General features: G+C 61.7%; 25 protein-coding genes and 1 pseudogene. 14 read left to right on the top strand and 12 right to left on the bottom strand.

All coding sequences use genetic code 11. The features are described 5' to 3' along the window. Nucleotides 1-15: 15 nt before the first annotated feature. Nucleotides 16-2,091: a putative bifunctional diguanylate cyclase/phosphodiesterase gene (locus GA829_RS25435; protein ID WP_195175340.1), complete on the bottom strand. Its 2,076-nt coding sequence runs from the start codon at nt 2,089-2,091 to the stop codon at nt 16-18. A gap of 307 nt (nt 2,092-2,398) precedes the next feature. Here GA829_RS25435 and GA829_RS25430 point away from each other — a divergent pair, with 307 nt between their 5' ends. The 3 genes from GA829_RS25430 to GA829_RS25420 are packed head-to-tail and all read left to right on the top strand — an operon-like array spanning nt 2,399 to nt 5,095. Next, the gene (locus GA829_RS25430) at nt 2,399-3,586 is read left to right on the top strand and encodes a glycine C-acetyltransferase (RefSeq protein ID WP_195175339.1); all 1,188 of its coding nucleotides are present in this window, start codon (nt 2,399-2,401) and stop codon (nt 3,584-3,586) included. Nucleotides 3,587-3,638: 52 nt separating this feature from the next. Continuing rightward, the gene (gene tdh / locus GA829_RS25425) at nt 3,639-4,673 is read left to right on the top strand and encodes an L-threonine 3-dehydrogenase (RefSeq protein WP_195175338.1); all 1,035 of its coding nucleotides are present in this window, start codon (nt 3,639-3,641) and stop codon (nt 4,671-4,673) included. Next, a complete protein-coding gene (locus GA829_RS25420; RefSeq protein WP_195175337.1) occupies nt 4,670-5,095 on the top strand; it encodes a hypothetical protein in 426 nt (141 codons plus the stop codon). Before tdh ends, GA829_RS25420 begins: the two co-directional genes overlap by 4 nt. Before the next feature lie 36 nt (nt 5,096-5,131). Here the strand turns inward: GA829_RS25420 and GA829_RS25415 are convergent, their stop codons facing one another. Beyond that, complete coding sequence (locus GA829_RS25415; protein ID WP_195175336.1) at nt 5,132-5,581, bottom strand: MarR family winged helix-turn-helix transcriptional regulator; 450 nt, start codon at nt 5,579-5,581, stop codon at nt 5,132-5,134. A gap of 92 nt (nt 5,582-5,673) precedes the next feature. On the opposite strand from GA829_RS25415, the gene hmgA reads away from it, so the two are divergent. The 4 genes and pseudogenes from hmgA to GA829_RS25400 all read left to right on the top strand — a co-directional run bounded on the left by hmgA (nt 5,674) and on the right by GA829_RS25400 (nt 8,479). Continuing rightward, nucleotides 5,674-6,987: a homogentisate 1,2-dioxygenase gene (gene hmgA, locus GA829_RS25410; RefSeq protein ID WP_195175335.1), complete on the top strand. Its 1,314-nt coding sequence runs from the start codon at nt 5,674-5,676 to the stop codon at nt 6,985-6,987. A 43-nt stretch (nt 6,988-7,030) separates the two neighbouring features. Further along, nucleotides 7,031-7,165 (top strand): annotated as a pseudogene (locus GA829_RS36880) (MBL fold metallo-hydrolase); the annotation flags it as partial. Continuing rightward, complete coding sequence (locus GA829_RS25405; protein ID WP_195175334.1) at nt 7,162-8,175, top strand: fumarylacetoacetate hydrolase family protein; 1,014 nt, start codon at nt 7,162-7,164, stop codon at nt 8,173-8,175. The pseudogene GA829_RS36880 and the gene GA829_RS25405, both read left to right, overlap by 4 nt. 58 nt (nt 8,176-8,233) lie before the next feature. Next, nucleotides 8,234-8,479: a hypothetical protein gene (locus GA829_RS25400; protein WP_258051909.1), complete on the top strand. Its 246-nt coding sequence runs from the start codon at nt 8,234-8,236 to the stop codon at nt 8,477-8,479. 169 nt (nt 8,480-8,648) lie between these two features. Here the strand turns inward: GA829_RS25400 and hppD are convergent, their stop codons facing one another. Beyond that, nucleotides 8,649-9,761, bottom strand: coding sequence for a 4-hydroxyphenylpyruvate dioxygenase (gene hppD, locus GA829_RS25395; RefSeq protein ID WP_195175332.1), 1,113 nt, complete (start codon nt 9,759-9,761; stop codon nt 8,649-8,651). Between the two features lie 138 nt (nt 9,762-9,899). Here hppD and GA829_RS25390 point away from each other — a divergent pair, with 138 nt between their 5' ends. After that, nucleotides 9,900-10,367 carry an Lrp/AsnC family transcriptional regulator gene (locus tag GA829_RS25390; protein WP_195175331.1) on the top strand — a complete coding sequence of 156 codons (468 nt, stop codon included), beginning with the start codon at nt 9,900-9,902 and terminating at the stop codon, nt 10,365-10,367. Between the two features lie 12 nt (nt 10,368-10,379). Here GA829_RS25390 and GA829_RS25385 read toward each other — a convergent pair whose 3' ends face one another. The 7 genes from GA829_RS25385 to aztA all read right to left on the bottom strand — a co-directional run bounded on the left by GA829_RS25385 (nt 10,380) and on the right by aztA (nt 15,815). Then, entirely contained in the window at nt 10,380-10,718 is a 339-nt protein-coding gene (locus GA829_RS25385) for a protein tyrosine phosphatase family protein (RefSeq protein WP_195175330.1), read from the bottom strand. A gap of 91 nt (nt 10,719-10,809) precedes the next feature. Beyond that, nucleotides 10,810-11,247 carry a DUF6691 family protein gene (locus tag GA829_RS25380; protein WP_195175329.1) on the bottom strand — a complete coding sequence of 146 codons (438 nt, stop codon included), beginning with the start codon at nt 11,245-11,247 and terminating at the stop codon, nt 10,810-10,812. Nucleotides 11,248-11,251: 4 nt separating this feature from the next. Further along, complete coding sequence (locus GA829_RS25375) at nt 11,252-11,674, bottom strand: YeeE/YedE family protein (RefSeq protein WP_195175328.1); 423 nt, start codon at nt 11,672-11,674, stop codon at nt 11,252-11,254. A 146-nt stretch (nt 11,675-11,820) separates the two neighbouring features. Then, nucleotides 11,821-13,038 carry a zinc metallochaperone GTPase ZigA gene (zigA, locus tag GA829_RS25370; protein ID WP_195175327.1) on the bottom strand — a complete coding sequence of 406 codons (1,218 nt, stop codon included), beginning with the start codon at nt 13,036-13,038 and terminating at the stop codon, nt 11,821-11,823. An 88-nt stretch (nt 13,039-13,126) separates the two neighbouring features. Further along, a complete protein-coding gene (aztC, locus tag GA829_RS25365) occupies nt 13,127-14,068 on the bottom strand; it encodes a zinc ABC transporter substrate-binding protein AztC (RefSeq protein WP_195175326.1) in 942 nt (313 codons plus the stop codon). A 44-nt stretch (nt 14,069-14,112) separates the two neighbouring features. After that, entirely contained in the window at nt 14,113-14,988 is an 876-nt protein-coding gene (aztB, locus tag GA829_RS25360; protein ID WP_195175325.1) for a zinc ABC transporter permease AztB, read from the bottom strand. Beyond that, the gene (aztA, locus tag GA829_RS25355; protein WP_195175324.1) at nt 14,988-15,815 is read right to left on the bottom strand and encodes a zinc ABC transporter ATP-binding protein AztA; all 828 of its coding nucleotides are present in this window, start codon (nt 15,813-15,815) and stop codon (nt 14,988-14,990) included. Before aztA ends, aztB begins: the two co-directional genes overlap by 1 nt. 226 nt (nt 15,816-16,041) lie before the next feature. Between aztA and GA829_RS25350 the strand changes: the two genes are divergently transcribed. Continuing rightward, entirely contained in the window at nt 16,042-16,386 is a 345-nt protein-coding gene (locus GA829_RS25350; RefSeq protein ID WP_195175323.1) for a RidA family protein, read from the top strand. Between the two features lie 12 nt (nt 16,387-16,398). On the opposite strand, the gene hutC is transcribed toward GA829_RS25350, so the two are convergent. Together hutC and GA829_RS25340 are read right to left on the bottom strand one after the other, a co-directional pair. Next, on the bottom strand, nt 16,399-17,136 hold the full coding sequence (hutC, locus tag GA829_RS25345; protein WP_195175322.1) for a histidine utilization repressor: 738 nt from the start codon (nt 17,134-17,136) through the stop codon (nt 16,399-16,401). Continuing rightward, nucleotides 17,133-18,485 (bottom strand): formimidoylglutamate deiminase, encoded by a 1,353-nt coding sequence (locus GA829_RS25340; protein ID WP_195175321.1) that lies wholly within the window; start codon nt 18,483-18,485, stop codon nt 17,133-17,135. The genes hutC and GA829_RS25340 overlap by 4 nt, the downstream gene beginning before the upstream one ends. 101 nt (nt 18,486-18,586) lie before the next feature. Here GA829_RS25340 and hutI point away from each other — a divergent pair, with 101 nt between their 5' ends. The 5 genes from hutI to hutU are packed head-to-tail and all read left to right on the top strand — an operon-like array spanning nt 18,587 to nt 24,249. Further along, on the top strand, nt 18,587-19,822 hold the full coding sequence (hutI, locus tag GA829_RS25335; protein WP_195175320.1) for an imidazolonepropionase: 1,236 nt from the start codon (nt 18,587-18,589) through the stop codon (nt 19,820-19,822). Then, the gene (hutH, locus tag GA829_RS25330) at nt 19,819-21,357 is read left to right on the top strand and encodes a histidine ammonia-lyase (RefSeq protein WP_195175319.1); all 1,539 of its coding nucleotides are present in this window, start codon (nt 19,819-19,821) and stop codon (nt 21,355-21,357) included. The genes hutI and hutH overlap by 4 nt, the downstream gene beginning before the upstream one ends. 2 nt (nt 21,358-21,359) lie before the next feature. Beyond that, nucleotides 21,360-22,172 carry an N-formylglutamate deformylase gene (gene hutG, locus GA829_RS25325; protein WP_195175318.1) on the top strand — a complete coding sequence of 271 codons (813 nt, stop codon included), beginning with the start codon at nt 21,360-21,362 and terminating at the stop codon, nt 22,170-22,172. A gap of 24 nt (nt 22,173-22,196) precedes the next feature. Beyond that, on the top strand, nt 22,197-22,574 hold the full coding sequence (locus GA829_RS25320; RefSeq protein ID WP_195175317.1) for a hypothetical protein: 378 nt from the start codon (nt 22,197-22,199) through the stop codon (nt 22,572-22,574). A 4-nt stretch (nt 22,575-22,578) separates the two neighbouring features. After that, nucleotides 22,579-24,249, top strand: a complete 1,671-nt coding sequence (gene hutU, locus GA829_RS25315) for a urocanate hydratase (protein ID WP_195175316.1) — start codon at nt 22,579-22,581, stop codon at nt 24,247-24,249. Nucleotides 24,250-24,253: the final 4 nt, after the last annotated feature.

Below are 24,253 nucleotides of genomic sequence, written 5' to 3'. Positions count from 1 at the left end.
AGGCGCTTGGGGTGCTTAGGCCAGGCTTCCCTGCAGCACTGTCAGCCTGGCCTTCTTCGGCATGCGGGCAGTCAGCCATTCCCGTGCCTTGTCCTGTGGCATCGGGAAGGCGATGGAATAGCCCTGTACCTGGTCGCAGCCGATCGCCATCAGCGATTTGAGCTCCGCCTCGGTTTCGGCGCCTTCGGCGACAATCGATATGCCGAGGCCGCGGGCGAGCTCCGTGATGGCCCGCACGATCTTCGAGTTGTCGCCATTCTCGTGGATATTCTGGACGAAGCGGCGGTCGATCTTCAGCCGGTCGATCTCGTTCGGGTTGACATGGCTGAGCGATGCATAGCCAGTGCCGAAATCATCGAGCTCCAGATGCACGCCCGCGGCGCGGATGTGGCGCAGCTTGGCGGCAATGCCGGTCTTCTCGTCGTCGAGGATGACGGATTCGACGATTTCCAGCGACAGCTTCTGCGGCGGCAATCCCGCTTTTTCGAGAGTCTCGAACAGGAAGGTATCGAAGTCGTGTTCCCGCAGCTCCGTGCCAGACACGTTGACCGCGAGCCGCCCGAAGGCGATGCCGGCACGGTTCCATTCGGCGGCCTCGTTGATCGCCTTGCTGATGACGATGCGGCCGATCTCGGGCATGAAGCCGCATTTTTCGGCAACGGGAATGAATTCGCCTGGTGCGATCATGCCGCGTTCGGCGTGGTTCCAGCGAACCAGGGCCTCGATACCGCTGATCGTGCCGTGGGTCAGTGAGACCTGCGGCTGGAAATAGACCTGAAACGCCTGTTCGGAGATCGCGACCTTGATGTCGTGCTCAAGCTGCTTGCGGTAGTCGAGCTCTCGCCTCAATTCCTCGGAGAAGAACGAGAAATTGCCGCCGCCCATTTTCTTGGCGGAATAAAGCGCGAGATCGGCGTGAACGAGCAGATCCTGCGCATTATCGGCATCAATGGGATAGACGGCAATGCCGCCGCTGGCGCCTGGCAGAATGGTCGTGCCCTGGAAGACGATAGGCTCGTTGATATGCGCCAGAATGCGCCTTGCCAGCATGTTGATGTCCTCGGTGCCGCCGGCGCCGCTGAGGATCATGACAAACTCGTCGCCGCCAAGGCGCGCGCACAGATCGGATGCGCGGCAGGAATCACGCATCCGCTGCGCCGTGACGACCAGCACATAGTCGCCGGCGGCGTGACCAAGCGTATCGTTGATCTGCTTGAACCGGTCGAGGTCGAGCTGCACCACGGCAAGGCGCTCACGCCGGCGATGTGCGCTCTTGATCAGAGTTTCGAAATGATCGGTCAGGAAGGTGCGGTTGTGCAGGCCGGTCAATCCGTCATGCACGGCGATGAAAGCCATCGAATTGCGGGCATCGACCAGCTCGTGCGTCTTGCGCAGAATGGCGTTCGACATCGGCCTGAAGATGAACAGAGCCACCAGCAGGATGACGGCAATGGTGGCGAAGAACAGTGTCTTGTGCAGTTGGAGCAGGTTTTCCGAGCGTTCGTCGGCAAAGGCACTGATACGCTGGCCGAGTGCGGCGTACCCCGACAAGGTCGCGTTGGCGACCGATGCGTCGAGGTTGACGCGCTCGCCGCCGCCCTTGTAGCCGCTGTCGTCGGTCTTGGTCAGCTGGGATTCAAATGACGAGATCAGGCGCTCGCCATTGGCGATCAGCCCGACCGAGAAATAATCCAGGTGAAACGGCTTGGCGAACAGCACGCTCTCGATCGATTTCGGATCGAGCCGTGCTGGCGATTGCGGATCCGCGCCGGTTTGCTTCAAAAGAAGGTCATAGTTCGTCTCGAATTCTGTGGTCGCCTGCTTGAGCGCGCTGACCAGGGCCGGCTGCTTGTCGCGCGATGCCGCGCCCGTTGCGCTGGCCAGGAAGACGATACGTTGCGACAACGCCTTTTGCGTGCTGACGATGTCGAGCAAGGTGTGATTGTGCCGCTGGGTCGCCATCATCTGCTGGAGCAGGATGAATGAGGCCATCACCATGGCTGCTATGATCAGCAATGCCAGCCAGTAGCCAGCCTTGATCAGCAGTGTGAGCTTGCCTGAAACGGTTTGCACCGGCTGCTGCTGCGACATTTTCTTGGGCGGCCCTCTCGCCAACGGATTCCTGCTGCGAGAACCATTGCCTTGCAAATGTTAACAGGTCTGGAAAACGGCAAGTTGCCATCGTCGGCCAGCGTTGAATGATCGAGAAATGGTTATCGGGTCCTTTCTGGATGTGCCTGCATTTGAATGTCTCTGAAACGGCCATTTTCGCCACGCAACGACGCCGTTCGGACGACGCTCAGGCCCGATGCCATCGAACCACCGATCCGGTCGTTTTTGCGGTGGATTTTTCGCGCTGGCGGGACGACAGTCGGCCCATATCAAACGGGGCCTCGTGATGACCGCAGCATTCCTCTCCCATATCGACAGTGAGCTTGCAGGATTGAGGTCGGCGGGTCTCTATAAATCCGAGCGGGTGATCTCCTCGATGCAGTCGGCCGAGATCGAGGTTGGTGGGCAGAGGGTGCTGAATTTCTGCGCCAACAACTATCTTGGCCTCGCCGACAGTGCCGATCTGCGCCACGCCGCCAGCAAGGCGCTGGACCGCTATGGCTACGGCATGGCCTCGGTACGCTTCATCTGCGGCACGCAGGAAGAGCACAAGCAGCTTGAAGCCACGATTTCGAGCTTCCTCGGCCTTGAGGACACCATTCTCTACGGTTCGTGTTTCGATGCCAATGGCGGCTTGTTCGAGACACTGCTGGGCGAGGACGATGCGATCATTTCCGACGCACTCAATCACGCTTCGATCATCGATGGCGTGCGGCTGTCGAAGGCCAAGCGCTTTCGTTATGCCAACAACGACATGGCCGATCTGGAAGCCCGGCTGAAGGAAGCAAAAGACTGCCGCTTCCGGCTGATCGCCACGGACGGCGTGTTCTCCATGGACGGTATCATCGCCAACTTGAAAGGCGTCTGCGATCTCGCCGAGAAATACGACGCCATGGTGATGGTCGATGACAGCCACGCCGTTGGTTTCGTTGGCAAGAATGGCCGTGGCTCGGCCGAGCATTGCGGCGTCGAGGGCAGGGTGGATATCATCACCGGCACGCTTGGAAAGGCGCTGGGCGGCGCCTCGGGCGGTTATACTTCCGGCCGAAAGCAGGTGGTTGACTGGCTGCGCCAGCGTTCGCGGCCCTATCTTTTTTCCAACACGCTGATGCCGGCGATCGCGGGTGCCTCGATCAAGGTGTTCGAGCTGGTCCGCGATGGTGACGCCTTGCGCGAGCAGCTATATGCCAATGCGGCGCGGTTCAGATCCGAGATGGGCAAGCTCGGTTTCACGCTCGCCGGCGCCGATCATCCGATCATTCCGGTGATGTTGGGCGACGCGACACTGGCGCAGGAAATGGCGGCGCGCATGCTGAAGCGGGGCATCTACGTGATTGGCTTCGCGTTTCCGGTGGTGCCAAAGGGCCAGGCACGCATCCGCACGCAGATGTCGGCCGCGCATTCCAGCGCCGACATTGATCGTGCGGTGGCTGCCTTCGGCGAAGTCGGGCGCGAGCTGGGCGTGATTTCCTAAAAGACCGGTATCGAAAAGCGATTCCGGATCAAGAGATTCAAGGGACAAGAGAATGTCGAACATGATGAAGGCGCTGGTGAAGGCCAAGGCCGAGCCGGGCATCTGGATGGAAGAAGTGCCGGTGCCGGAGATCGGCCCGAACGACGTGCTGATCAAGGTCAAGAAGACGGCGATCTGCGGCACCGATGTTCACATCTACAATTGGGATCAATGGGCGCAGAAGACCGTGCCGGTGCCGATGGTCACCGGCCACGAGTTCGTCGGAACGGTCGCCGATTTCGGCGCGGCGGTCACCGAGTACAAGGTCGGCCAGCGCGTGTCGGGCGAAGGCCATATCGTCTGCGGTCATTGCCGCAACTGCCGGGCGGGCAGGGGGCACCTGTGCCGCAATACACTCGGCGTCGGCGTCAACCGTCCTGGCGCCTTCGGCGAGTATCTGGCGATCCCGCAACACAATGTCGTGCCGATTCCCGATGGTGTGCCGGATGAGATCGCCGCCATTTTTGACCCGCTCGGCAATGCGGTCCACACGGCGCTGTCCTTCGACCTGGTTGGCGAGGATGTGCTGGTTACCGGCGCCGGGCCTATCGGCATCATGGGTGCTTTGGTGGCGCAGTGCGTCGGCGCGCGAAAAGTCGTCATCACCGACATCAACCCCGTCCGTTTGGCGCTGGCGAAAAAGCTCGGCGTCCAGCATGTCGTCGACGCCTCCAAGGAAAAGCTGCGCGACGTGATGCCGGCGCTCGGCATGACCGAAGGTTTCGATGTCGGGCTTGAAATGTCGGGCGCGGCGCCGGCTTTCCGCGATATGATCGACACCATGAACAATGGCGGCAAGATCGCTATTCTGGGCATCGCGCCGACCGGCTTCGAGATCGACTGGAACAAGGTCATCTTCAAGATGCTGCATCTCAAGGGCATCTATGGCCGTGAGATGTTCGAGACCTGGTACAAGATGATCGCGCTGGTGCAGGGTCCGCTCGACGTTTCCCAGCTTATCACCCACCGCATCGGCATCGACGACTTCCAGGCAGGATTCGATGCCATGCGCAGCGGCAGTTCGGGCAAGGTGGTGATGGACTGGTGAGCCAGTTATCTTTTCGACACCTGAATACGGATTGGAATGCCGAGCCTAATGCTCCTGACGTCGAACTGACCGTCGAAGGTGACGTAGTTCGACTCTCCTTCCTTTTGAATCCATGGGCATACGATGCCAAAGTGGGAGAGATAGGAACACTTCGCTTCGTTGGCTGTGATCGTTTGCGATGGGACGCTACCAATGATCACGCTTGGTTTGCAGGCAAAGGCCGCTACAGCAATCAGGCTCCAGAATGGGGCGAGTTCTATGAGGTGATCGGCGACGACCACGCAATCAATGATCTGGATTGGGAGGTTCTATCGCAGGACAGCCCGAATTCACGGCATTTCTTGTTCTATTTTCGAGATGAAACTATCGAGTTTTTTGCTCAAGATTGGTCGCTCACCCGAAAGATGCCAAAAGGCGGATAAAGATCTGCCCAGTCGTTCAGAACGATCGGGTTGACGCTAGCCGGTCGTTGAGGCCAGATTGGCCTCCAGTGAAGCCAATCCTCCTGCGATAGCGCCACGCTCGCCGGCACTGAGCTTCGCCAGCAACTCCTGTTCGAACGCCTTCGCCAGCGGCACCATTTCGCGATAGGCGGCAAGGCCGGCTCGCGTCAGCGTCAGGTGCTCGACGCGTCGGTCGTTTTCATCCGATGTACGGACGAGCCAGCGCCGCCTTTCAAGCTCCGCCACGGCTCGCGAGACCTTGGTCTTGTGCATCGCCGATTGTTCGCCGAGTGCTGTTGCAGTCATCGTGCCATGCTGGCCAAGCCCAGCCAGCGTACGCCATTCCGGTCGGGTCAGGCCGTGGCGATCCTTGTAGACGGCGGCGAATTCGCGGCTGACGGCCTCCGCGAGGCGGTAGAGCCGATAGGGCAGGAAGCTTTCGAGCTCAAGAACGTCCTTTTCCATCTATTCTCATCCCGGAGCCGTTGATGGTTACATTTTCGATGGTTACAAATGAAACCAGTTTGGTCAATTGAGATCCATTCCGGGAGGACGCGATGGCCTTTTCCTACATGCCGGGTTTCGGCAACGACTTTGAAACCGAAACGCTGCCAGGCTCGCTGCCGCAGGGCCGAAACTCGCCGCAGCGGCCGGCCTACGGCCTCTATGCCGAGCAGCTTTCCGGCTCGCCCTTTACCGCTCCGCGCGGCACCAATGAACGCTCCTGGCTCTATCGCATTCGCCCAAGTGTCAAGCACACCGGCCGCTTCAAACCAGCCAGCTATCCCCTTTGGAAGAGCGCGCCCAATGTCGGTGACCACGAACTGGCGCTCGGACAGTACCGCTGGAACCCGGTGCCTATGCCGAAGGAGCCAACGGATTTCATAGCGGGCATACGCTCCATCACCACTGCAGGCGACGTGCTGGGGCAGACGGGCATGGCGGCCCATGTCTATGTCGCCAACACTTCCATGGTCGACGACCATTTCTTCAACGCCGACGGCGAGTTGCTGGTGGTGCCGCAGGTGGGTAGCTTGCGCTTCATCACGGAAATGGGCGTCATCGAGTTGCGCCCCGGCGAGATCGCCGTGCTGCCGCGCGGCCTCGTCTTCAAGGTCGAACTCGTGGACAAGGAAGTGCGCGGCTATGTCTGCGAGAACTACGGCGCCAAGCTGACGCTGCCGGATCGCGGCCCGATCGGCGCCAATTGCCTGGCCAATCCGCGCGACTTCAAGACGCCCTGCGCCTGGTACGAGGAGAAGGAAACGCCGTGCCGGCTGACGGTGAAATGGTGCGGAAATTTCCATGTCATCGAGATCGGCCATTCACCGCTCGATGTGGTGGCGTGGCATGGCAACTACGCGCCTTACAAATATGACCTGGCGACCTTTTCGCCGGTCGGTGCGCTGCTGTTCGACCATCCTGACCCGTCGATCTTCACCGTACTGACCGCGCCAAGTGGCGAGGAAGGCACGGCCAATATCGATTTCGTCATCTTCCCGCCACGCTGGCTGGTGGCGGAAGACACGTTCCGCCCGCCTTGGTACCACCGCAACATCATGAGCGAGTTCATGGGGCTGATCCACGGCCAGTACGACGCCAAGGAAGAGGGTTTCGTGCCCGGCGGCATCAGCCTGCACAACCTGATGCTGGCCCATGGCCCGGATGCGCCTGGCTTCGAAAAAGCCTCGCGCGTCGACTTGAAACCCGTCAAGCTCGACAACACCATGGCCTTCATGTTCGAGACCCGCTACCCGCAGATGCTGACGCGCTATGGCGCCGAACTCGAAACCCGGCAGGACAATTACATCGATTGCTGGGCCGACTTGAAAAAGCGCTTCAACGGCACGCCCGAGGGTGATTGGTCTTGATTACCAATCGCCTCGTGCTTCTCGGCTCGAAGGGTGGCCCGGCGATCCTGAGATCGGCGAAGCCGGTTGGAAGGTTGTTGTCAGGAAAACACGGGCTGGCGGCTTGACGATCGCCCGCGACGGCCTTGTTGTGGAACCAAGCGGCGCCAAAGCCGCATCTGGAGAGGAAACCGCATGAAGCTTGCCACAATGAAGGACGGGACACGCGACGGAAAGCTGGTCATCGTTTCGCGTGACCTGACGCGCTACACCGATGCCTCGTTCCTGGTGCCGACTTTGCAGGCGGCGCTCGACAATTGGCAGCGCATCGCGCCGCATCTGGCGACCATCGCGGAATCGCTGGAAAGCAATGCGGTGCCTTCCGAGCGGTTCCATGAGCACGACGCGCATTCGCCGCTACCACGCGCCTACCAGTGGGCGGATGGCTCGGCCTATGTGAACCATGTCGAACTGGTGCGGAAGGCGCGCGGCGCCGAGATGCCGGCAAGTTTCTGGACCGATCCGCTAATCTACCAGGGTGGTTCCGACAGCTTCATCCCGCCGCGCGATCCGATCCGCATGGCTGATGAGGCCTTCGGTATCGACATGGAAGCGGAAGTGACGGTCATCGTCGACGACGTGCCGATGGCCGCAAGCTTAGACGAGGCACGCGCGGCGATCCGGCTGATCATGCTGGTCAATGATGTCACCTTGCGTGCACTCACAGGATTGGAGTTGGCCAAGGGCTTCGGTTTCTTCCAGTCCAAACCGTCATCGGCCTTTTCGCCTGTCGCGGTCACGCCGAATGAGCTGGGCGACGCCTGGGACGGCGGCAAGGTCAGCCTGCCGCTGCTCGCCGATCTCAACGGCAAGCCATTCGGCCGCGCCAATGCCGGCGTCGACATGACCTTCGATTTCCCGGCGCTGATCGTTCATGCCGCGAAAACACGGCCATTGCTTGCCGGCACTATCATCGGCTCCGGCACTGTCTCCAACAAGCTTGACGGCGGGCCGGGCAGGCCGGTCTCGGCTGGTGGCGCCGGCTATTCCTGCATCGCCGAACTGCGCATGATCGAGACCATCGAGGCAGGCGAGCCGAAGACGCCGTTCCTGCGCTTCGGCGACACGGTTCGCATCGAAATGAAGGACAGGGGCGGCCATTCGATCTTTGGCGCGATCGAACAGACGGTGGAGAAATACGTCAAATAGGGGAGAGGGAATGATAGGGTCGTCAATCTATCTTGTCTGCGGTGTCTGGGCTCTCGTCATGCTGGCGATCTTCATTCAGGCGATCCGGCTGAGCTACCGTATCGAAGCACGTTCGCCTGACCTCACCAATCGCAGCGGGTTTCCACGCAAGGCGATGATGTTTCACACCATCACCAACCTGAACGTCGCGCGGGACGTGGAAACGCAAGCCATGCGCCGGCGCATGAATGGGCTACTGCTGATTGTTCTCGCCGGATTTGCCCTGCTGGCGGCAGGCGCTTTCCTGCTCCGGTCAAACGGGTGACGCCGCGAGTGCATCCGCTCAACCGTAACTCGACGAATTCTCCGTCGGCTATGATCTGAAGGTAAGAAAAGAAGAGGTCGAGCGGCTGGGGCTCCAGAACTGAATTTTGCGTCAGCTCCGAAAATCGTTTCCGACCTTCGAAGCTGGCGCAATCCGCTCGACCTGAAACCTATTCGGCGGCCTGGACCTTGATCACGCCACGCTTGATCTGGTCCTGCTCGATCGATTCGAACAGCGCACGGAAATTGCCTTCGCCAAAGCCTTCGTCGCCCTTGCGCTGGATGAACTCGAAGAAGATCGGCCCGATCACGGTCTTCGAGAAAATCTGCAGCAGGATCTTGGTCATGCCGCCATCGACGACGCCTTCGCCATCGATGAGGATGCCATGCTTCTTCATCCGCTCGATCGGTTCGTCATGGCCGTTCACCCTGGCATAGGACATGTCGTAGTAGGTCTCGGGCGGGCCGGGCATGAACTTCAGCCCGTTGGCGGCCAGCTTGTCGGTGGCAGCATAGATTTCATCCGTGCCGACGGCGATGTGCTGGATGCCCTCGCCATTGTATTTCTTCAGATATTCCGCGATCTGGCTGGTCTCGTCCTTGGACTCGTTGAGCGGAATGCGGATCTTGCCGCAAGGCGAGGTGATGGCGCGGCTGACCAGGCCGGTGATCTTGCCGTCGATGTCGAAGAAATGGATCTGCTTGAACCCGAACAGTTCGCGGTAGAAATCCCACCACTTGTCCATCTGGCCGCGATAGACATTGTGGGTGAGGTGGTCGAGAAAATAGAAGCCGACGCCTTGTGGACGGGGGTCGCGCACGCCGAGCCACTCGAACTCGGCGTCATAGGCCGAGCCCTTCTTGCCGTATGCCTCGATAAAATAAAGCAGGGAGCCGCCGATGCCGACGATGGCGGGCACGTCGAGCGCCTTGTCCTCGCCTTCATAGGGAGTAGCGCCCTTGGAGACGGCATGGTCGAAGGCGTGCTTGGCATCAACCACCCGCCAGGCCATCGACGCCGCGCAAGGACCATGCTGGTCGACGAACTTCATCGCATGCGAGCCGGGCTCGGCATTGAGGACATAGTTGATGTCGCCCTGCCGCCAGACGGTGATGTTCTTGGTGCGGTGCTTCGCCACCGGCTCGTAGCCCATGCGGGTGAACAGTTCCGCCAGCTTCTCGGGTTCCGGATGCGCGAACTCGACGAACTCGAAACCATCGGTTCCAGCCGGATTGGCGTCGCTGATCTTGGCGGGTGGGGCGTCGTGCGGGAAGGGACCCATGGCATTCCTCCGAAAGCTGGCTCGGCCTAGAAAGGCCATCTGAAGCCATCATAGCGCGGAGCCGGTGCATGGTGCTTGCATTCAAACGCTTGAAATGGTGATGTCGTGCATGAAACATGCATGAAATGGGAAAATTCCATGGATGAGACGCGCATTGATCAATTTGATCGCAAGATATTGGCGCTTTTGCAGGGCGATGCGCGGCTCACCAACAATGATCTCTCGGAGCGCGTGAACCTGTCGGCATCGCAATGCTCGCGCCGCCGCCAGCGGCTGGAAGAGGATGGCTACATCAAGGGCTATCGTGCCGTTCTCGACCGCGACAAGCTCGGGTTTTCGCTGGTCAACGTCATCTCGGTGACGCTCGCCACGCACAACCGGGACAACGCCCGGCGCTTCGGCGAATTGGTGGCGCGGCTACCGGAAGTGCAGGAGGCGCACGCGCTGACCGGAGAGATGGATTACATCCTGAAAGTGGTGACGCCCGACCTCAAGTCGCTGTCGGAATTCGTCAACGGAGTGCTTCTGCCGCACGAATCCGTCCAGCATGTGAAGACGGCGATCGTTCTGGAAACGCTGAAGGAAACCGGCGCCTTGCCGATCTGATTTTGCTGTCGCTCAGCCCTTCGACTGCTGGATCGCCGCGAACAGATTGGTGCAGCGTGCGCCGGAGCGGCAATAGGCGAACACCGGTCCTTCCAGCTCGTCGAGCGCTTCGGCCTGCTCTTCGACATTCTCCGCTGTCATCTGGCCGCTGATGACGGGGATGTAGCGAAAGGCGAGACCAGCGGCGGTGACCGCTGCCTTGACGGTGTCAGCCGACGGCTGTCCCGGCTGTTCATCATCCGGCCGGTTGCAGATGATGCTCTTGAACCCGGCGGCCTTTATGGCTGCAACGTCTTCAGGCTGAATCTGGCCCGAGACCGAATAGTCCTCGCTGATCTCTCGGTATTCCATGATGATGTCCTCGCGAAGTTGAATGCGCTGTAGCTTGTAGAGAGTCTTGCCACTCCCTGAGGTGGCCGGCAACTGGCGCCGCCACGATTTCCTAAGCCGCCGCCTCTCGAACAAGCCGCGCCTTGGCGAAACGCGCGACGACAATGCCGCCTATCACGGCTGCGACGAAGACCAAAGTAGATGAATAGCCAAGGCCAAGCGCCGGTATGGCACCGCCCGGGCAGAAGCCGGCAATACCCCAGCCAATGCCGAAGATGGCGGCGCCGCTGACAAGCTGGCCGTCGATCGTGCGTCTTGCAGACCGTGCGAAGGTGGGCTCGAATACCGGCGCCTTGCGCCAGCCGAACACCAGCCGATAGCCAACGAACGCGACAGCAAGGCCACCGCCCATGACGAAGATCAGGCTCGGATCCCAGGTGCCGGCGATGTCGAAAAAGTTCAGCACCTTGGCCGGATTGATCATGCCGGAAATGGCGATGCCGAGGCCGAAAATACCACCGATAAGGAAGGCCGAGACGAGCTTGTTCATGAGATCATCCTCCAATCACGTGGCGGACGATAAAGACGGTGGCAAAGGCCGTGATCATGAAGGTCACGACGGCAACGATCGAGCGTGGCGACAGCAGTGCAATGCCGCAAATGCCGTGCCCGCTTGGGCAGCCGCCGCCGAAATGCACGCCGACGCCGACGAGGACGCCGCCGATCACAAGCGCCAGCGTCGGAACTGGAACACTGAACTCGACGTGTCGGCCGGCAAGTACAATCAGGAAGGGAACCACAATAGCGCCGGCAAGAAAGGCCGCGCGCCAAGGCCATTCCGCTGAAAGCGGTGGAATGATGCCAGTCAGGATGCCGGTCATGCCGGCGACGCGGCCATGAAGCGCCATCAAGAACACTGCCGACAGGCCAATGAGGGCGCCGCCAAGCAGGGACTGGAAAGGCGTGAAATCGGTCATGGAAACGCGGGCCCCCGAGCTGCATCCGGTCATCTGCCGGTGACAAGATGAAATCTCGCTGCCAGATAGACATTTCCCACGCGAAATCCAACCGGGCCTGTCGTGGCCCGGCAGGGGGCGTCATCAGGCTTGAGCCGGCGCGGATGTCAGGAAGGCCGGCGCTCCCAAACCGGGAAAGGATCGGGCAGTCCGCGCCACAGTTCGGGCTGGAAGTCCGTCGCATCGAGCAGGCAGTCGTCCAACTCGGCGCGGATGCGGGCCTCATCCATCGGCTCGCAGCCGATGAAGACCATTTCCTGGCGCCGGTCGCCCCAGACTGGATCGAGATAGGGCTGCATGCTCTCCAACCATTCGGGATGATCCGGCCATTGCTCCGATGGCACCGAGGCCCACCAAAGGCCGCGCTTTTCGGTGCGCACCAATGCGCCGGCGTGGCTCAACTCGCCAACATGCCGCGGCCGCGTCGCCAGCCAGAAAAACCCCTTGGCACGCACCACACCCGGCCAGGAGCGGTTGATGAAGGCCTGGAAGCTGGCGGGGTCGAAAGGTTGTCGCGCCCGGTAGACGAAGGAGCGGATGCAGTATTCCTCGGTTTCGGGAATGTGGTCGCGAAATCCGTTGAGCTCCTTGAACCAGAGCGGGTTTTGCTGTGCCTTCTCGAAATCGAAGCGCCCGGTCGCCAGCACCTTGTCGAGCGGCACTTGTCCGAAATCGGCTTCGACAATCTCCGCGTCGGGGTTGAGCGCACGCACGATCAAGCGTGCCATGTCGCGCTGATGCGGGCTGGCCATACCGACCTTGTTCAGTACCACGATGTCGGCGAACTCGATCTGTTCGACCAGGAGGTCGACCAGTGCGCGACTGTCCTGCTCACCCAGCGATTGGCCGCGTTGGCTGAGGAAATCGGCGGAGGAATAGTCCTTCAGCAGGTTGAGTGCGTCGACGACCGTCACCATCGTGTCGAGGTGGGCGACGTCGGACAGGCTGTCGCCATTCTCGTCGCGGAAGTCGAAGGTCGCGGCGACCGGCAACGGCTCGGAAATACCAGTGGATTCGATCAGCAGGTAGTCGAAACGCCCTTGTTCGGCCAGTGCACGAACCTCCTTCAGCAGGTCGTCGCGCAGCGTGCAGCAGATGCAGCCGTTCGACATTTCCACCAGCTTCTCATCGGTGCGCGACAGGTCGGCGCCGTCGCGCACCAGTTCGGCGTCGATGTTGATCTCGCTCATGTCGTTGACGATGACGGCGACACGGCGGCCCTCGCGGTTCGACAGGATGTGGTTCAGGAGCGTGGTCTTGCCGGCGCCGAGAAAGCCGGACAGCACGGTGACGGGGAGATGTTTCGAGACGGATTTCTGCAGCATGAATTGCTCCGGATGGTTATGTTATTTAATTACAGATACAGATCGGAGAGGCGGAGTCCAAACTCCGCCTCTCCGAGAGACCTGGTTGTCAGCTGCCGAGGATCGCGCCTTTGATCTTGGCGATGTTGTTGTGCATCATGTCGACATAGGTCGAGGCCGGGCCATCGGGCTGCGACAGGGCGTCGGAATAGAGCGTGCCGCCAACCTTGATGCCGGTTTCGCTGGCGATCTGCTCGATCAGCCGCGGATTGGTGATGTTCTCGACGAAGATCGCCGCCGCCTTGTCCTGCTTAACCTGATTGACGAGCTTGGCGACATCGGCGGCGGAAGGTTCCGAGTCCGTGGAAATGCCTTGCGGGGCGAGGAAGGTGAGGCCGTACGCCTTCTCGAAATAGCCGAAGGCGTCATGCGAGGTGATGACCACGCGCTTCTTTTCCGGAATTGATTGGATCGCGGCCTTCACTTCGACCTCGAGCGCATCGAGCTTCTTGGTGTAGGCGGCGGCATTGGTCTGGTAGCTGACGCAGCCGTCGCTGTCGGCGGCGCAGAAGGCTTCGGCGATGTTCTTCACATAGATCTTGGCGTTGGCGATCGACTGGAAGGCATGCGGGTCGGTCACCGTCTTGCCGGCACCGGTATCAGCGCCCTCGGCTGCATCGGCGTCGGCGAACTCGGGTTTGAAGTCGATCGGCGTCACATCCTTGGTCAAGGTGACCACGGATGCCTTGGTGGCGCTGGCATCGACCAGGCGCTGCAGGAAGCCTTCGAAATGCAGGCCGTTGACCAGCACAAGATCCGCTCCGGCCATGGCCACGGCATCGGCCGGGCTTGGCTCGTAGACATGGGCATCGCCATCCGGCCCGACGATGGTGGTGATGTTGACCCGATCGCCGCCGACATTCCTGGCGAAGTCAGCAATGACGGTGAAGCTCGCGACCACTTTCAGCGGGGCGGCGAAAGCCGATGATGCGCCGAAAGCCGTTAATGTTATAACGCTCATCGCCAGGGCGGCTCGGATCGATTTCAACATTTGGGAGGTCTCCTTGCTTGGGGAAAGGGGTGGGAGAGGCGGGATCAGGCCGTTCTGTGACGGTGATGAATGATGCGGGCGCGCAGGATGCCGCGCGTACCGAACAGGATCGAGGCAAAATAGACGACGCCAGCCGACAGGATGATGGCGGGGCCGGAAGGCAGCGACGCGTGATAGGACAGCAATAACCCTGCGATGCAGGAGGCAAAGCCGATCAGCACCGCCAACACGCACATGGGTTCGACGCGCACGGTCCAGAATCGGGCGGCGGCGGCGGGCAACATCATCAATCCGACCGACAGCAAGGTGCCAAGCGCCTGGAAGCCGCCGACGAGGTTGAGCACCACAAGGCCAAGGAAGATGAAATGCACCGGGCTGCCCAGTCGGCTGACCGAGCGCAGGAAGAGCGGGTCGAGGCATTCCGCGACCAGCGCCCGCCAGAAGATGGCGAGGCTGACCAGGGTCACCGCGACGATGCCGCCGATCAGTGTCAGCGCCTCATTGTTGAGCGCCAGCACGGTGCCGAACAGGACATGCATGAGATCGACGCTGGAGCCGCGAACCGACACCATCAGCACGCCGATAGCGAGCGAAATCAGATAGAAGGCCGCCATGGAGGCGTCCTCGCGCTGGATGGTGAAGCGTGAGACCGCACCGGCGCCAAGCGCCACGATGATGCCGGCAATCAGCCCGCCGATGGTCATCGGCAGGATTTCCAGGCCGTAAAGCAGGAAGCCGGCCGCGGCACCGGGCAAGATGGCATGGGCCATGGCGTCGCCGGAAAGGCTCATGCGCCGCAGCATGAGGAAGACACCCACCGGGCAGGCGCCGAGTGACAGCATCAGCGAGCCGATCAGGGCGCGCTGCATGAAGCCGAAATCGGCGAATGGCGCTATGAAGAGTGCGTAAAGCGTGTCCATCAAGCAGCTCTCGGCCCGGAGCCGTGGTTGTGATCATGGTCATGATCGTGCGAATGCCCGTGACCATGGTCGTGATCATGCGCATGACCATGTTCTTCTGGTGCGCACCATGGTGCGTTCTCTTCCCAGGCTTCGTGGAAACGGCGGGCGCGCAACAGGTTTTCCGGCCGCAATGTTTCCCTCGTTTCACCCCAGGCGATCGGCTGGCGGGCGAGCAGCAATGTCTCGGGAAAATTCTCGCGCACCAGATCCATGTCGTGGACCACGACCATGATGGTACGCTCCTCGCCATGCCAGCGCTTGATCAAGGCAATGAGGTCGCCGACCGTCTTTGAATCCACGGCATTGAAAGGCTCATCGAGAAGGATGAGGTCAGCATCCTGCAGAAGCACGCGGGCAAACAGCGTGCGTTGCAACTGGCCGCCTGACAATGTGTCGATCGGGCGCTTTTCGAAGCCGCCGAGGCCGACTGCCATCAGCGCTTTGCCGACCGCGTCGCGGTCCTGCGCGGTGTGGCGGCCAAGCAGCCCGCGCTTGGGCCACAGGCCGAGCGAAACCAAGTCGACAACCCGGGCCGGAAACGAGCGATCGAGTTCCGATTGCTGCGGCAGATAGGCTGCGCGCACCCCGGGCGCCCGCATCACCGCGCCCGCCATCGGCTTCAAGACGCCGACAATCCCCTTCATCAAGGTCGACTTGCCGGAGCCGTTGGCACCAACGACGGCGGTCAGCGAGCCCTTGCGGATCGTGCCGTCGAGATGATGGATCGCCGGATGGCTGTTGTAGCCCAGCGTCAGGTCGCGGAATGTCAGGCAGGTTTGGGTCATTCGACGATTCTGTGAGGACGGCGATCCGGGACGGAGACAGCGGCCGATTGGATATGTGATGTTATTACATTAGTCAACAAGCCAATCGGGCGGAATTGCGGCGAGGCCTCCAGGTGACGGATGTGTGACTGGCCCAATGTCGTGTCGGGGAATTCGCGCCGCCGACCTTGCCCCGGAGCAACCGCGACTCTAAAGAGGCGCGACCGTCAAAAGAAGGAAACATCCAATGAGCATTCGTCGCATCGATGTCGGCCCGCGCATGAGCCAGATCGTCATCCACGGCAACACCGTCTATCTGGCCGGCCAGGTCGGAACGCCCGGCGCGAGCGTTGGCGAGCAGACCAAGTCGATCCTGGCGAGCGTCGACGAATTGCTGGCCAAGGCCGGCACCGACAAGACCAAGATCCTGCAGGCGATCATCTGGCTGGCCGACATGGGCACCTTCGCCGAGATGAACAAGGAATGGGACAAGTGGGTGCCGCAGGGCAACACGCCCGCCCGTGCCACCGGCGAAGCCAAGCTTGCCGGCCCGGAATACACGGTAGAGATCATCATCACCGCGGCGATCTGATCGCGGCGGAAATCATGACTGCGAGGGCGTGAAGCGCGCTACCAGCGTGTGGCTCTCGGCCGCATAGGTGAAGCGGACATGGGTGACCGGGTGATCGGCACTCCATGTCCGCCGCTCGACCACAAGGCACGGCGCGCCAGGCTCGATATCAAGCGATGCCGCGATGTGCCTGTCGGCGGCAACGGCACGGATGCGGTGCTCGGCCTCGCTCCACGGCACCCGCCCGATCAGCCACGGCCCGGGAGCTGTATCGAGAAACGCCTCTTCTGAAGCCTCCGTGACAGCGGTGAGGTTGATCAGCCGCTGTTCATGCGCGAATGGCCGCTTTCCAGCGAAATGCCGGCATTCCAGCGCCAGCACCGGCCCGGCGATACTCAGCTCCAGCAAGGCGCGATCCTCAGTGCTGCTCCGCCTTTTCTGCCGCGATATAAGCTCATAGCGATAAGGCAGGCCGAGCGCCTCGACCTCGATCCGGATGTCATGGATCTCCAGCACCGCCGCTTGCGACTGTGGCCGGCGCACGAAACTGCCTGAACGGCGTCGGCGTTCGATCAGACCAGCCTTGGCCAGTTGCGACAGCGCCTTGTTCACCGTCATGCGGGAGCAATTGTATTGCTCGGTCAGTTCGTGCTCGAACGGAATACGATAGCCGGGCGCCCAGGCGCCGGACAGGATGCGTTCGCTGATCTCGGACAGGATACGCTGGTGCAGCGAGCCGCCGCCTTCGATCTCTGTCCCGGTCACGCTCATGCCGTCAGCGCCGTCATCACGCCGCGAAAGCGTTCGGCGATGGCTTCGCGCCTTGCGTGTTTGCCACCGCTGACCTGCTTCTTGCCATGCACCCAGACACAGTCGACCTTGCTGCCATTGGCGAAGATCCAGGAGTCGAGAATAGCATCGCCAACCTTGCCGGTTAGTGAAGGATGGCTTGCATCGAGCGAGACGATGTCCGCAGCCGCGCCAACCGAGATTTGCGAGGCACCGGCGCCAAGGGCAACACCGCCGCCGTCGAGCGCGGCATCGAAAAGCGCGCGGCCGGTCGAGCCGCCGGCGACAGCCAGCACGTTGCGGGCTCGATGGACGAGGCGTTGTGAATATTCAAGCTGGCGCAATTCGTCGGGCAGACCGATCAGCACGTTGGAATCGGAGCCGATGCCAAAGCGACCGCCATGTTCCGCGAACAAAGGCGCGGCAAAGGTTCCATCGCCAAGATTGGCCTCGGTGATAGGGCAGAGGCCTGCGATGGCGCCGCTCCTGGCCATGCCGATTGTTTCGGCATCCGTCATGTGGGTGGCGTGGATCAGGCACCAGCGCTGGTCGACCTCCGCATTGCCAAGCAGAAATTCGACGGGCCGCGCACCCGACCAGGCTACGCAATCGTCAACCTCTTTCACTTGCTCGGCGACGTGGATGTGGATCGGGCCGTTGGGCGCCAGCGCGGCGACTGCCACAAGTTCCTCAGGCGTTGCGGCGCGAAGACTGTGCGGGGCGACACCGACCACGGCTTGATTCAAAGCGCGAACGGATTCGCTGGATTTCTCAACGAGCTGGGAGAACCGATTCACATCATTTATGAATCGCCGCTGGCCCTCGTTTGGCGCCGCGCCGCCAAAGGCGGAATGCGCATAGAAAACCGGCAACAGTGTAAGGCCAATGCCGGTCTCACCCGCCGCTGCGGCGATGCGTTCGGCCATCTCGGCAATGTTTGCATAAGGCTCGCCGTCGCGGTCGTGGTGGAGGTAGTGGAATTCACCGACGCGCGAGAACCCTGCTTCCAGCATCTCGACATAGAGCTGGGCGGCAACCGCCTCGACCTGATCCGGTGTCATCGACAGCGCGAAACGGTACATGACCTCGCGCCAGCTCCAGAAACTATCGGCGGAAGGGCCGCGCAACTCGGCAAGGCCCGCCATGCCGCGTTGGAAGGCGTGGCTGTGGAGATTCGGCATGCCGGGCAGAATTATGGAATGGCGCTCATCGCCTGGCAGGGCAGTCACCGCTGTCTCGACCGTGGCTATGCGGCCATCGGTCATGGCGATGCGCACATTGCTATGCCAGCCGCCGGGCAGGAGTGCCTGTTCCGCAAAGATCGCCGTCACGCCTTTTTCCTCCGAATCTGAATAGCGGCTGTGACGATAGCACTTGCGCCGCGTTTCAATATGTATATACATAATCGCAGCCAATGGAAACGGAAAAGATCATGGCGGGAGAGAACAACAGCCGGGCAGGGGTGGTTCGCATCTGGCGCAATGCGCGCCTGGCGACACTGGCCGAGGCTTTGCCCGGATTGGGCATTGTCGAAGACGGCGCGATCGCTGTTCAAGGTGGCCGTATCCTTTATGCAGGCCCGGAAGCCGAGATGCCTGCCGCACTCGGCCAGAACGCCGAGATCATCGACTGCGAGGGCCGCTGGATCACGCCCGGGCTGATCGACTGCCACACCCATCTGATCCATGCCGGCAACCGCGCCAATGAGTTCGAAATGCGCCTGGCCGGCGCGACCTATGAGGAAGTCGCCAAAGCCGGCGGCGGCATTGTCTCCTCGGTCAAGTCGCTGCGTGCCGCCAGCGAGGACGAACTGGTTGCCCAGTCGCTGCCGCGTCTCGACGCGCTGATTGCTGAAGGCGTCACATCAGTCGAGATCAAATCGGGCTATGGGCTCGACCTCGAAAACGAAAAGAAATCCTTGCGTGCCGCCCGCCGGCTTGGCGACGAGCGGGCCGTGACGATCCGCACGACATTCCTCGGCGCTCACGCCTTGCCGCCAGAAGCCAAGGGCGACAAGGATGCCTTTATCGACCTCGTTGCCAAGGAGATTCTTCCGGCTGTCGCCGCCGACGGTCTCGCCGATGCGGTCGATGGATTCTGTGAGGGCATAGCCTTTTCGCCGGAACAGATGGCGCGCGTTTTCGACGTCGCTAAGGCTGTGAGCCTGCCCGTCAAGCTCCACGCCGACCAACTCTCCAACCTGCATGGCGCCGAACTGGCCGCCCGCTACGGCGCCCTGTCGGCGGACCATCTCGAATACACCGACGAGGCCGGCGCCGTGGCGATGGCCAAGGCCGGGACCGTGGCGACGATCCTGCCCGGCGCCTATTATTTCATCCGCGAGACCAGGAAGCCGCCGATCGGCCTGTTTCGCCAGCATGGCGTCAAGATGGCCGTCGCCACCGACAACAATCCCGGCACGTCGCCACTGACCTCGCTGCTGTTGACCATGAACATGGCAGCGACCCTGTTTGGCCTCACCGTCGAGGAATGCCTCGCCGGTGTGACCCGCGAAGCCGCCCGTGCGCTTGGGTTGCTTGAGCAGACCGGCACATTGGAAGCCGGAAAGTCGGCCGATCTGGCAATCTGGGACATCGAGCGCCCGGCCGAACTCGTTTATCGCATGGGCTTCAATCCGTTGCATGCCCGTATCTGGAGAGGACAATGACCGAACTTACCCTGAAGCCCGGCAATGCAACATTGGCCGAGTGGCGCGCCATCTATCGCGGCGCCGTCCCGAAGCTCGACGCCGCCTGTCGTCCGAAAATCAAGGCCAGCGCCGACGCCGTCGCCAGGATTCTGTCCCGTGGCGAGCCGGTCTATGGCGTCAACACCGGTTTCGGCAAGTTGGCCAGCGTTCGTATCCCGGATGCCGATCTTGAAACATTGCAGCGCAACATCGTTCTGTCGCATGCAGCCGGCGTTGGCGAACCGATGCCCGTTGCCATCGCGCGGCTGATGATGGCGCTGAAGCTGGCCAGCCTGGCGCAAGGCGCTTCCGGCGTGCAGCCGAAAACCATCGAACTGCTGGAGGCGATGCTCGCCAACGACGTCATCCCGGTCGTGCCGGCGCAAGGCTCTGTCGGCGCTTCGGGCGATCTGGCGCCGCTGTCGCACATGACGGCAGTGATGATCGGTGTTGGTGAGTGCTTTACGCCGCATGGCCGCGTTCCGGCAAAGGTCGCGTTTGTCTCGCACGGCCTGGAGCCGGTGACGCTCGGCGCCAAGGAAGGTTTGGCGCTGCTCAACGGCACCCAGTTTTCCACCGCCTATGCGCTCGCCGCTCTGTTCGAAGCCGAAGTGCTCTATCAGTCCGCGCTGGTTGCCGGCGCCTTGTCGACCGACGCGGCAAAAGGCTCTGACGCCCCGTTCGATCCGCGCATCCATGTGCTGAGGAAGCATCGCGGCCAGATCGAGACGGCGGACGCCTTGCGCAATCTGATGGCCGGCAGCGCGATTCGGGAATCGCACCGCGTCGGCGACGAACGGGTGCAGGATCCATACTGCCTGCGCTGCCAGCCGCAGGTGATGGGTGCGGCTCTCGCCGTGCTGCGCCAGGCTGCCGATACGCTCGGCACCGAAGCCAATGGCGTCACCGACAATCCGCTGATCTTCGCAGAGGACGACACCGCGCTGTCCGGCGGCAATTTCCATGCCGAGCCGGTGGCTTTCGCCGCCGACATGATCGCGCTCGCCGTCTGCGAGATTGGCTCGCTATCGGAACGGCGCATCGCCATGCTGGTTGATCCGGCGCTATCGGGCATGCCTGCCTTCTTGACGCCGAAGCCCGGCTTGAATTCCGGCTTCATGATCCCGCAGGTTACGGCTGCCGCGCTCGTTTCCGAAAACAAGCAGAAGGCCTATCCGGCGAGTGTCGATTCCATCCCGACCTCGGCCAACCAGGAAGACCACGTGTCGATGGCGGCACATGGCGCGCGCCGCCTGATCGGTATGGTCGAGAACGCAACTGCCGTCATCGGCATCGAACTGTTGGCCGCCGCGCAAGGCTGCGATTTCCATGCCCCGCTGGCCTCGAGCACCGCATTGGAGGCCGTGCGCAAGCTGGTCAGGGCAGAGGTGCCGCATCTCGACAACGACCGGCATTTCCATCCCGACATGGAAAAGGCAATCGCCATGGTGCGCAGCGGCGCGACCGTCAGGGCGGCGGCTGCGGTGACGCTGCCGTCGATCTCTGGAGCCTGACAATGAGCGACTGGCTCACGGTAACGGAAGGGACGGCGCCATTGCTGGTGTCGATCCCGCATACCGGCATTGACCTTGCCGGTATCGACGGCCGGCTGATTTCGCCCTGGCTTGGCCGGCGCGACTGCGATTGGTGGATCGACCAGCTCTATGATTTCGCGGCCGGCCTTGGCGCCACGGTGGTGCATACGGCGATTTCGCGCACCGTCATCGACGTCAACCGTGATCCCTCGGGTGCTTCGCTCTATCCTGGGCAGACAACGACGACACTTTGCCCGACCGAAACTTTCGACGGCGACCCGATCTACCGTCCTGGCGAGGAGCCGATGCCGGCGGAAATCAGCCAGCGCCACGCCTCGTATTTCCTGCCCTACCACGAGATGCTGGGGTACCAGGCCACAAGGCTGCGCGGCCTGCATGAGAAGGTCGTCATTTATGATTGCCACTCGATCCGTTCCGTCCTGCCGCGCCTGTTCGAAGGCACGTTGCCGGTGTTCAATCTCGGCACCAATGACGGCCAGACGGCCGATCCCGTGCTGCAGAGCCTAGTTGGCCAGATCATGGCCGAAACCGGCGAGAGCTATGTCATCAACGGCCGTTTCAAGGGTGGCTGGATCACGCGCTACTTCGGCAACCCGCAAGGTGGCTTCCACGCGCTGCAGATGGAACTTGCCGACCGTGGCTACATGCACGAGCCCGAGGGCAAGGGTGAGCCGGACAATTGGCCAGTACCTTATGACGCCGACTTCGCCGCACCCATGGCCGCGACGCTGAAGAAAATTCTCGAAGCCGCGATCACCTGGGCCAAGAGCTGACGCAAAAAGCATCGGGAGGATGCCATGAACCGCCATGCCGGCATCGGCTTTCTCGCCGTTCAACTGGTTGCCGCAACGCTTTCACTCGGAGCCTTCGCCGATGAAGTGACAATGAAGGGCGCTGACATTCTCGCCACCTTGAAAGGCGCGCATGTCGAAGGCCCGGATTGGACGCAAAGCTTCGATGATGGTGGCGCGACGCTTTACATAAAAGGCAGCAACCAGTCGCAAGGGCGATGGGACGTTCGCGGCGATCAGTACTGCTCGCTGTGGCCGCCGTCCGATGTCTGGGCCTGCTACGCCATGACCATCGATTCCTCTAATCCTGCCCAGGAGCAGGTCACATGGATCAGCGCCGACGGCGCCCGCAGCACCGCACATCTCATTCGAAAGGGACAGTGAAGTCATGAACAACCCCCGCCACAACATCCGCGAAGTCCGCAGCCCGCGCGGCACCGAACTCAACGCGCGCACCTGGCTGACCGAAGCGCCGCTGCGCATGCTGATGAACAATCTCGACCCTGATGTCGCCGAAAATCCCAACGAACTCGTCGTCTATGGCGGCATCGGCCGTGCGGCGCGGACCTGGAATGATTTCGACCAGATCGTCGCTTCGCTGAAGACGCTCGGTGATGACGAGACACTGCTGATCCAGTCTGGCAAGCCGGTTGGCGTGTTCCGCACCCATGCGGATGCGCCGCGCGTGCTGATCGCCAATTCCAACCTGGTGCCGCATTGGGCGACCTGGGAGAAATTCAACGAGCTCGATAAGAAGGGCCTGATGATGTACGGCCAGATGACGGCCGGCTCGTGGATCTACATCGGCACGCAAGGCATCGTGCAGGGCACCTACGAGACCTTCGTCGAGGCCGGCCGCCAGCATTATGGCGGCAACCTCAAGGGCAAATGGATCCTGACGGGCGGCCTCGGCGGCATGGGCGGCGCCCAACCGCTTGCGGCGGTCATGGCCGGAGCCTGCTGTCTTGCGATCGAATGCAACCCGGACTCGATCGATTTCCGCTTGCGCACCCGCTATGTCGACGCGAAGGCCGAGACGCTGGATGAGGCCATGGCGATGATCGAGCGCTGGACGAAAGCCGGCGAAGCAAAGTCGGTCGGCCTGCTCGGCAATGCGGCGGAGATCGTGCCGGAAATGTTCAGGCGTGGCATCCGTCCCGATATGGTCACTGACCAGACCTCGGCGCATGATCCCATCAATGGCTATCTGCCGAAGGGCTGGACGATGGCGCAGTGGCGCGAGAAACGCGTCAGCGACCCCAAGGCTGTCGAGAAGGCTGCCCGCGCCTCGATGCGCGAGCATGTCGAGGCGATGGTGGCATACTGGAACGCCGGTGTGCCGACACTCGACTACGGCAACAACATCCGCCAAGTGGCCCTGGAAGAGGGCTTCGAGAACGCCTTCGCCTTCCCCGGTTTCGTGCCGGCCTATATCCGCCCGCTGTTCTGCAAGGGCATTGGTCCGTTCCGCTGGGCCGCACTGTCCGGCGACCCGGAGGATATCTACAAGACCGACGCCAAGGTTCGGGAGCTGACCCCCGGCAACACTCATCTGCACAACTGGCTCGACATGGCGCGTGAGCGCATCGCTTTCCAGGGCCTGCCGGCGCGCATCTGCTGGGTTGGCCTTGGTGACCGTCACCGGCTCGGGCTGGCCTTCAACGAGATGGTGGCCAAGGGCGAGCTGAAGGCGCCGGTGGTCATCGGCCGCGATCATCTCGATTCCGGCTCGGTCGCGTCACCGAACCGCGAAACGGAATCGATGAAAGACGGCTCGGACGCCGTTTCCGACTGGCCGCTGCTCAATGCTCTGCTCAACACCGCGTCCGGCGCCACCTGGGTGTCGTTGCATCATGGCGGCGGCGTCGGCATGGGTTTCTCGCAGCATGCCGGCATGGTGGTCGTCGCCGATGGCACACGGGACGCGGCCAGGCGCCTCGAGCGCGTGCTGTGGAACGACCCGGCGACCGGCGTCATGCGCCATGCCGATGCCGGCTACGACATCGCCATTCAGTGCGCCAAGGAGCATCAGCTCAATCTTCCCGGTATCCTTGGCTGAAACG

It is taken from the genome of Mesorhizobium sp. INR15, assembly GCF_015500075.1.
In the GTDB taxonomy this organism is placed as follows: domain Bacteria; phylum Pseudomonadota; class Alphaproteobacteria; order Rhizobiales; family Rhizobiaceae; genus Mesorhizobium.
The sequence above is the reverse complement of the archived record's forward strand: the minus strand, read 5'-3'. Positions and strand labels throughout refer to the sequence as shown.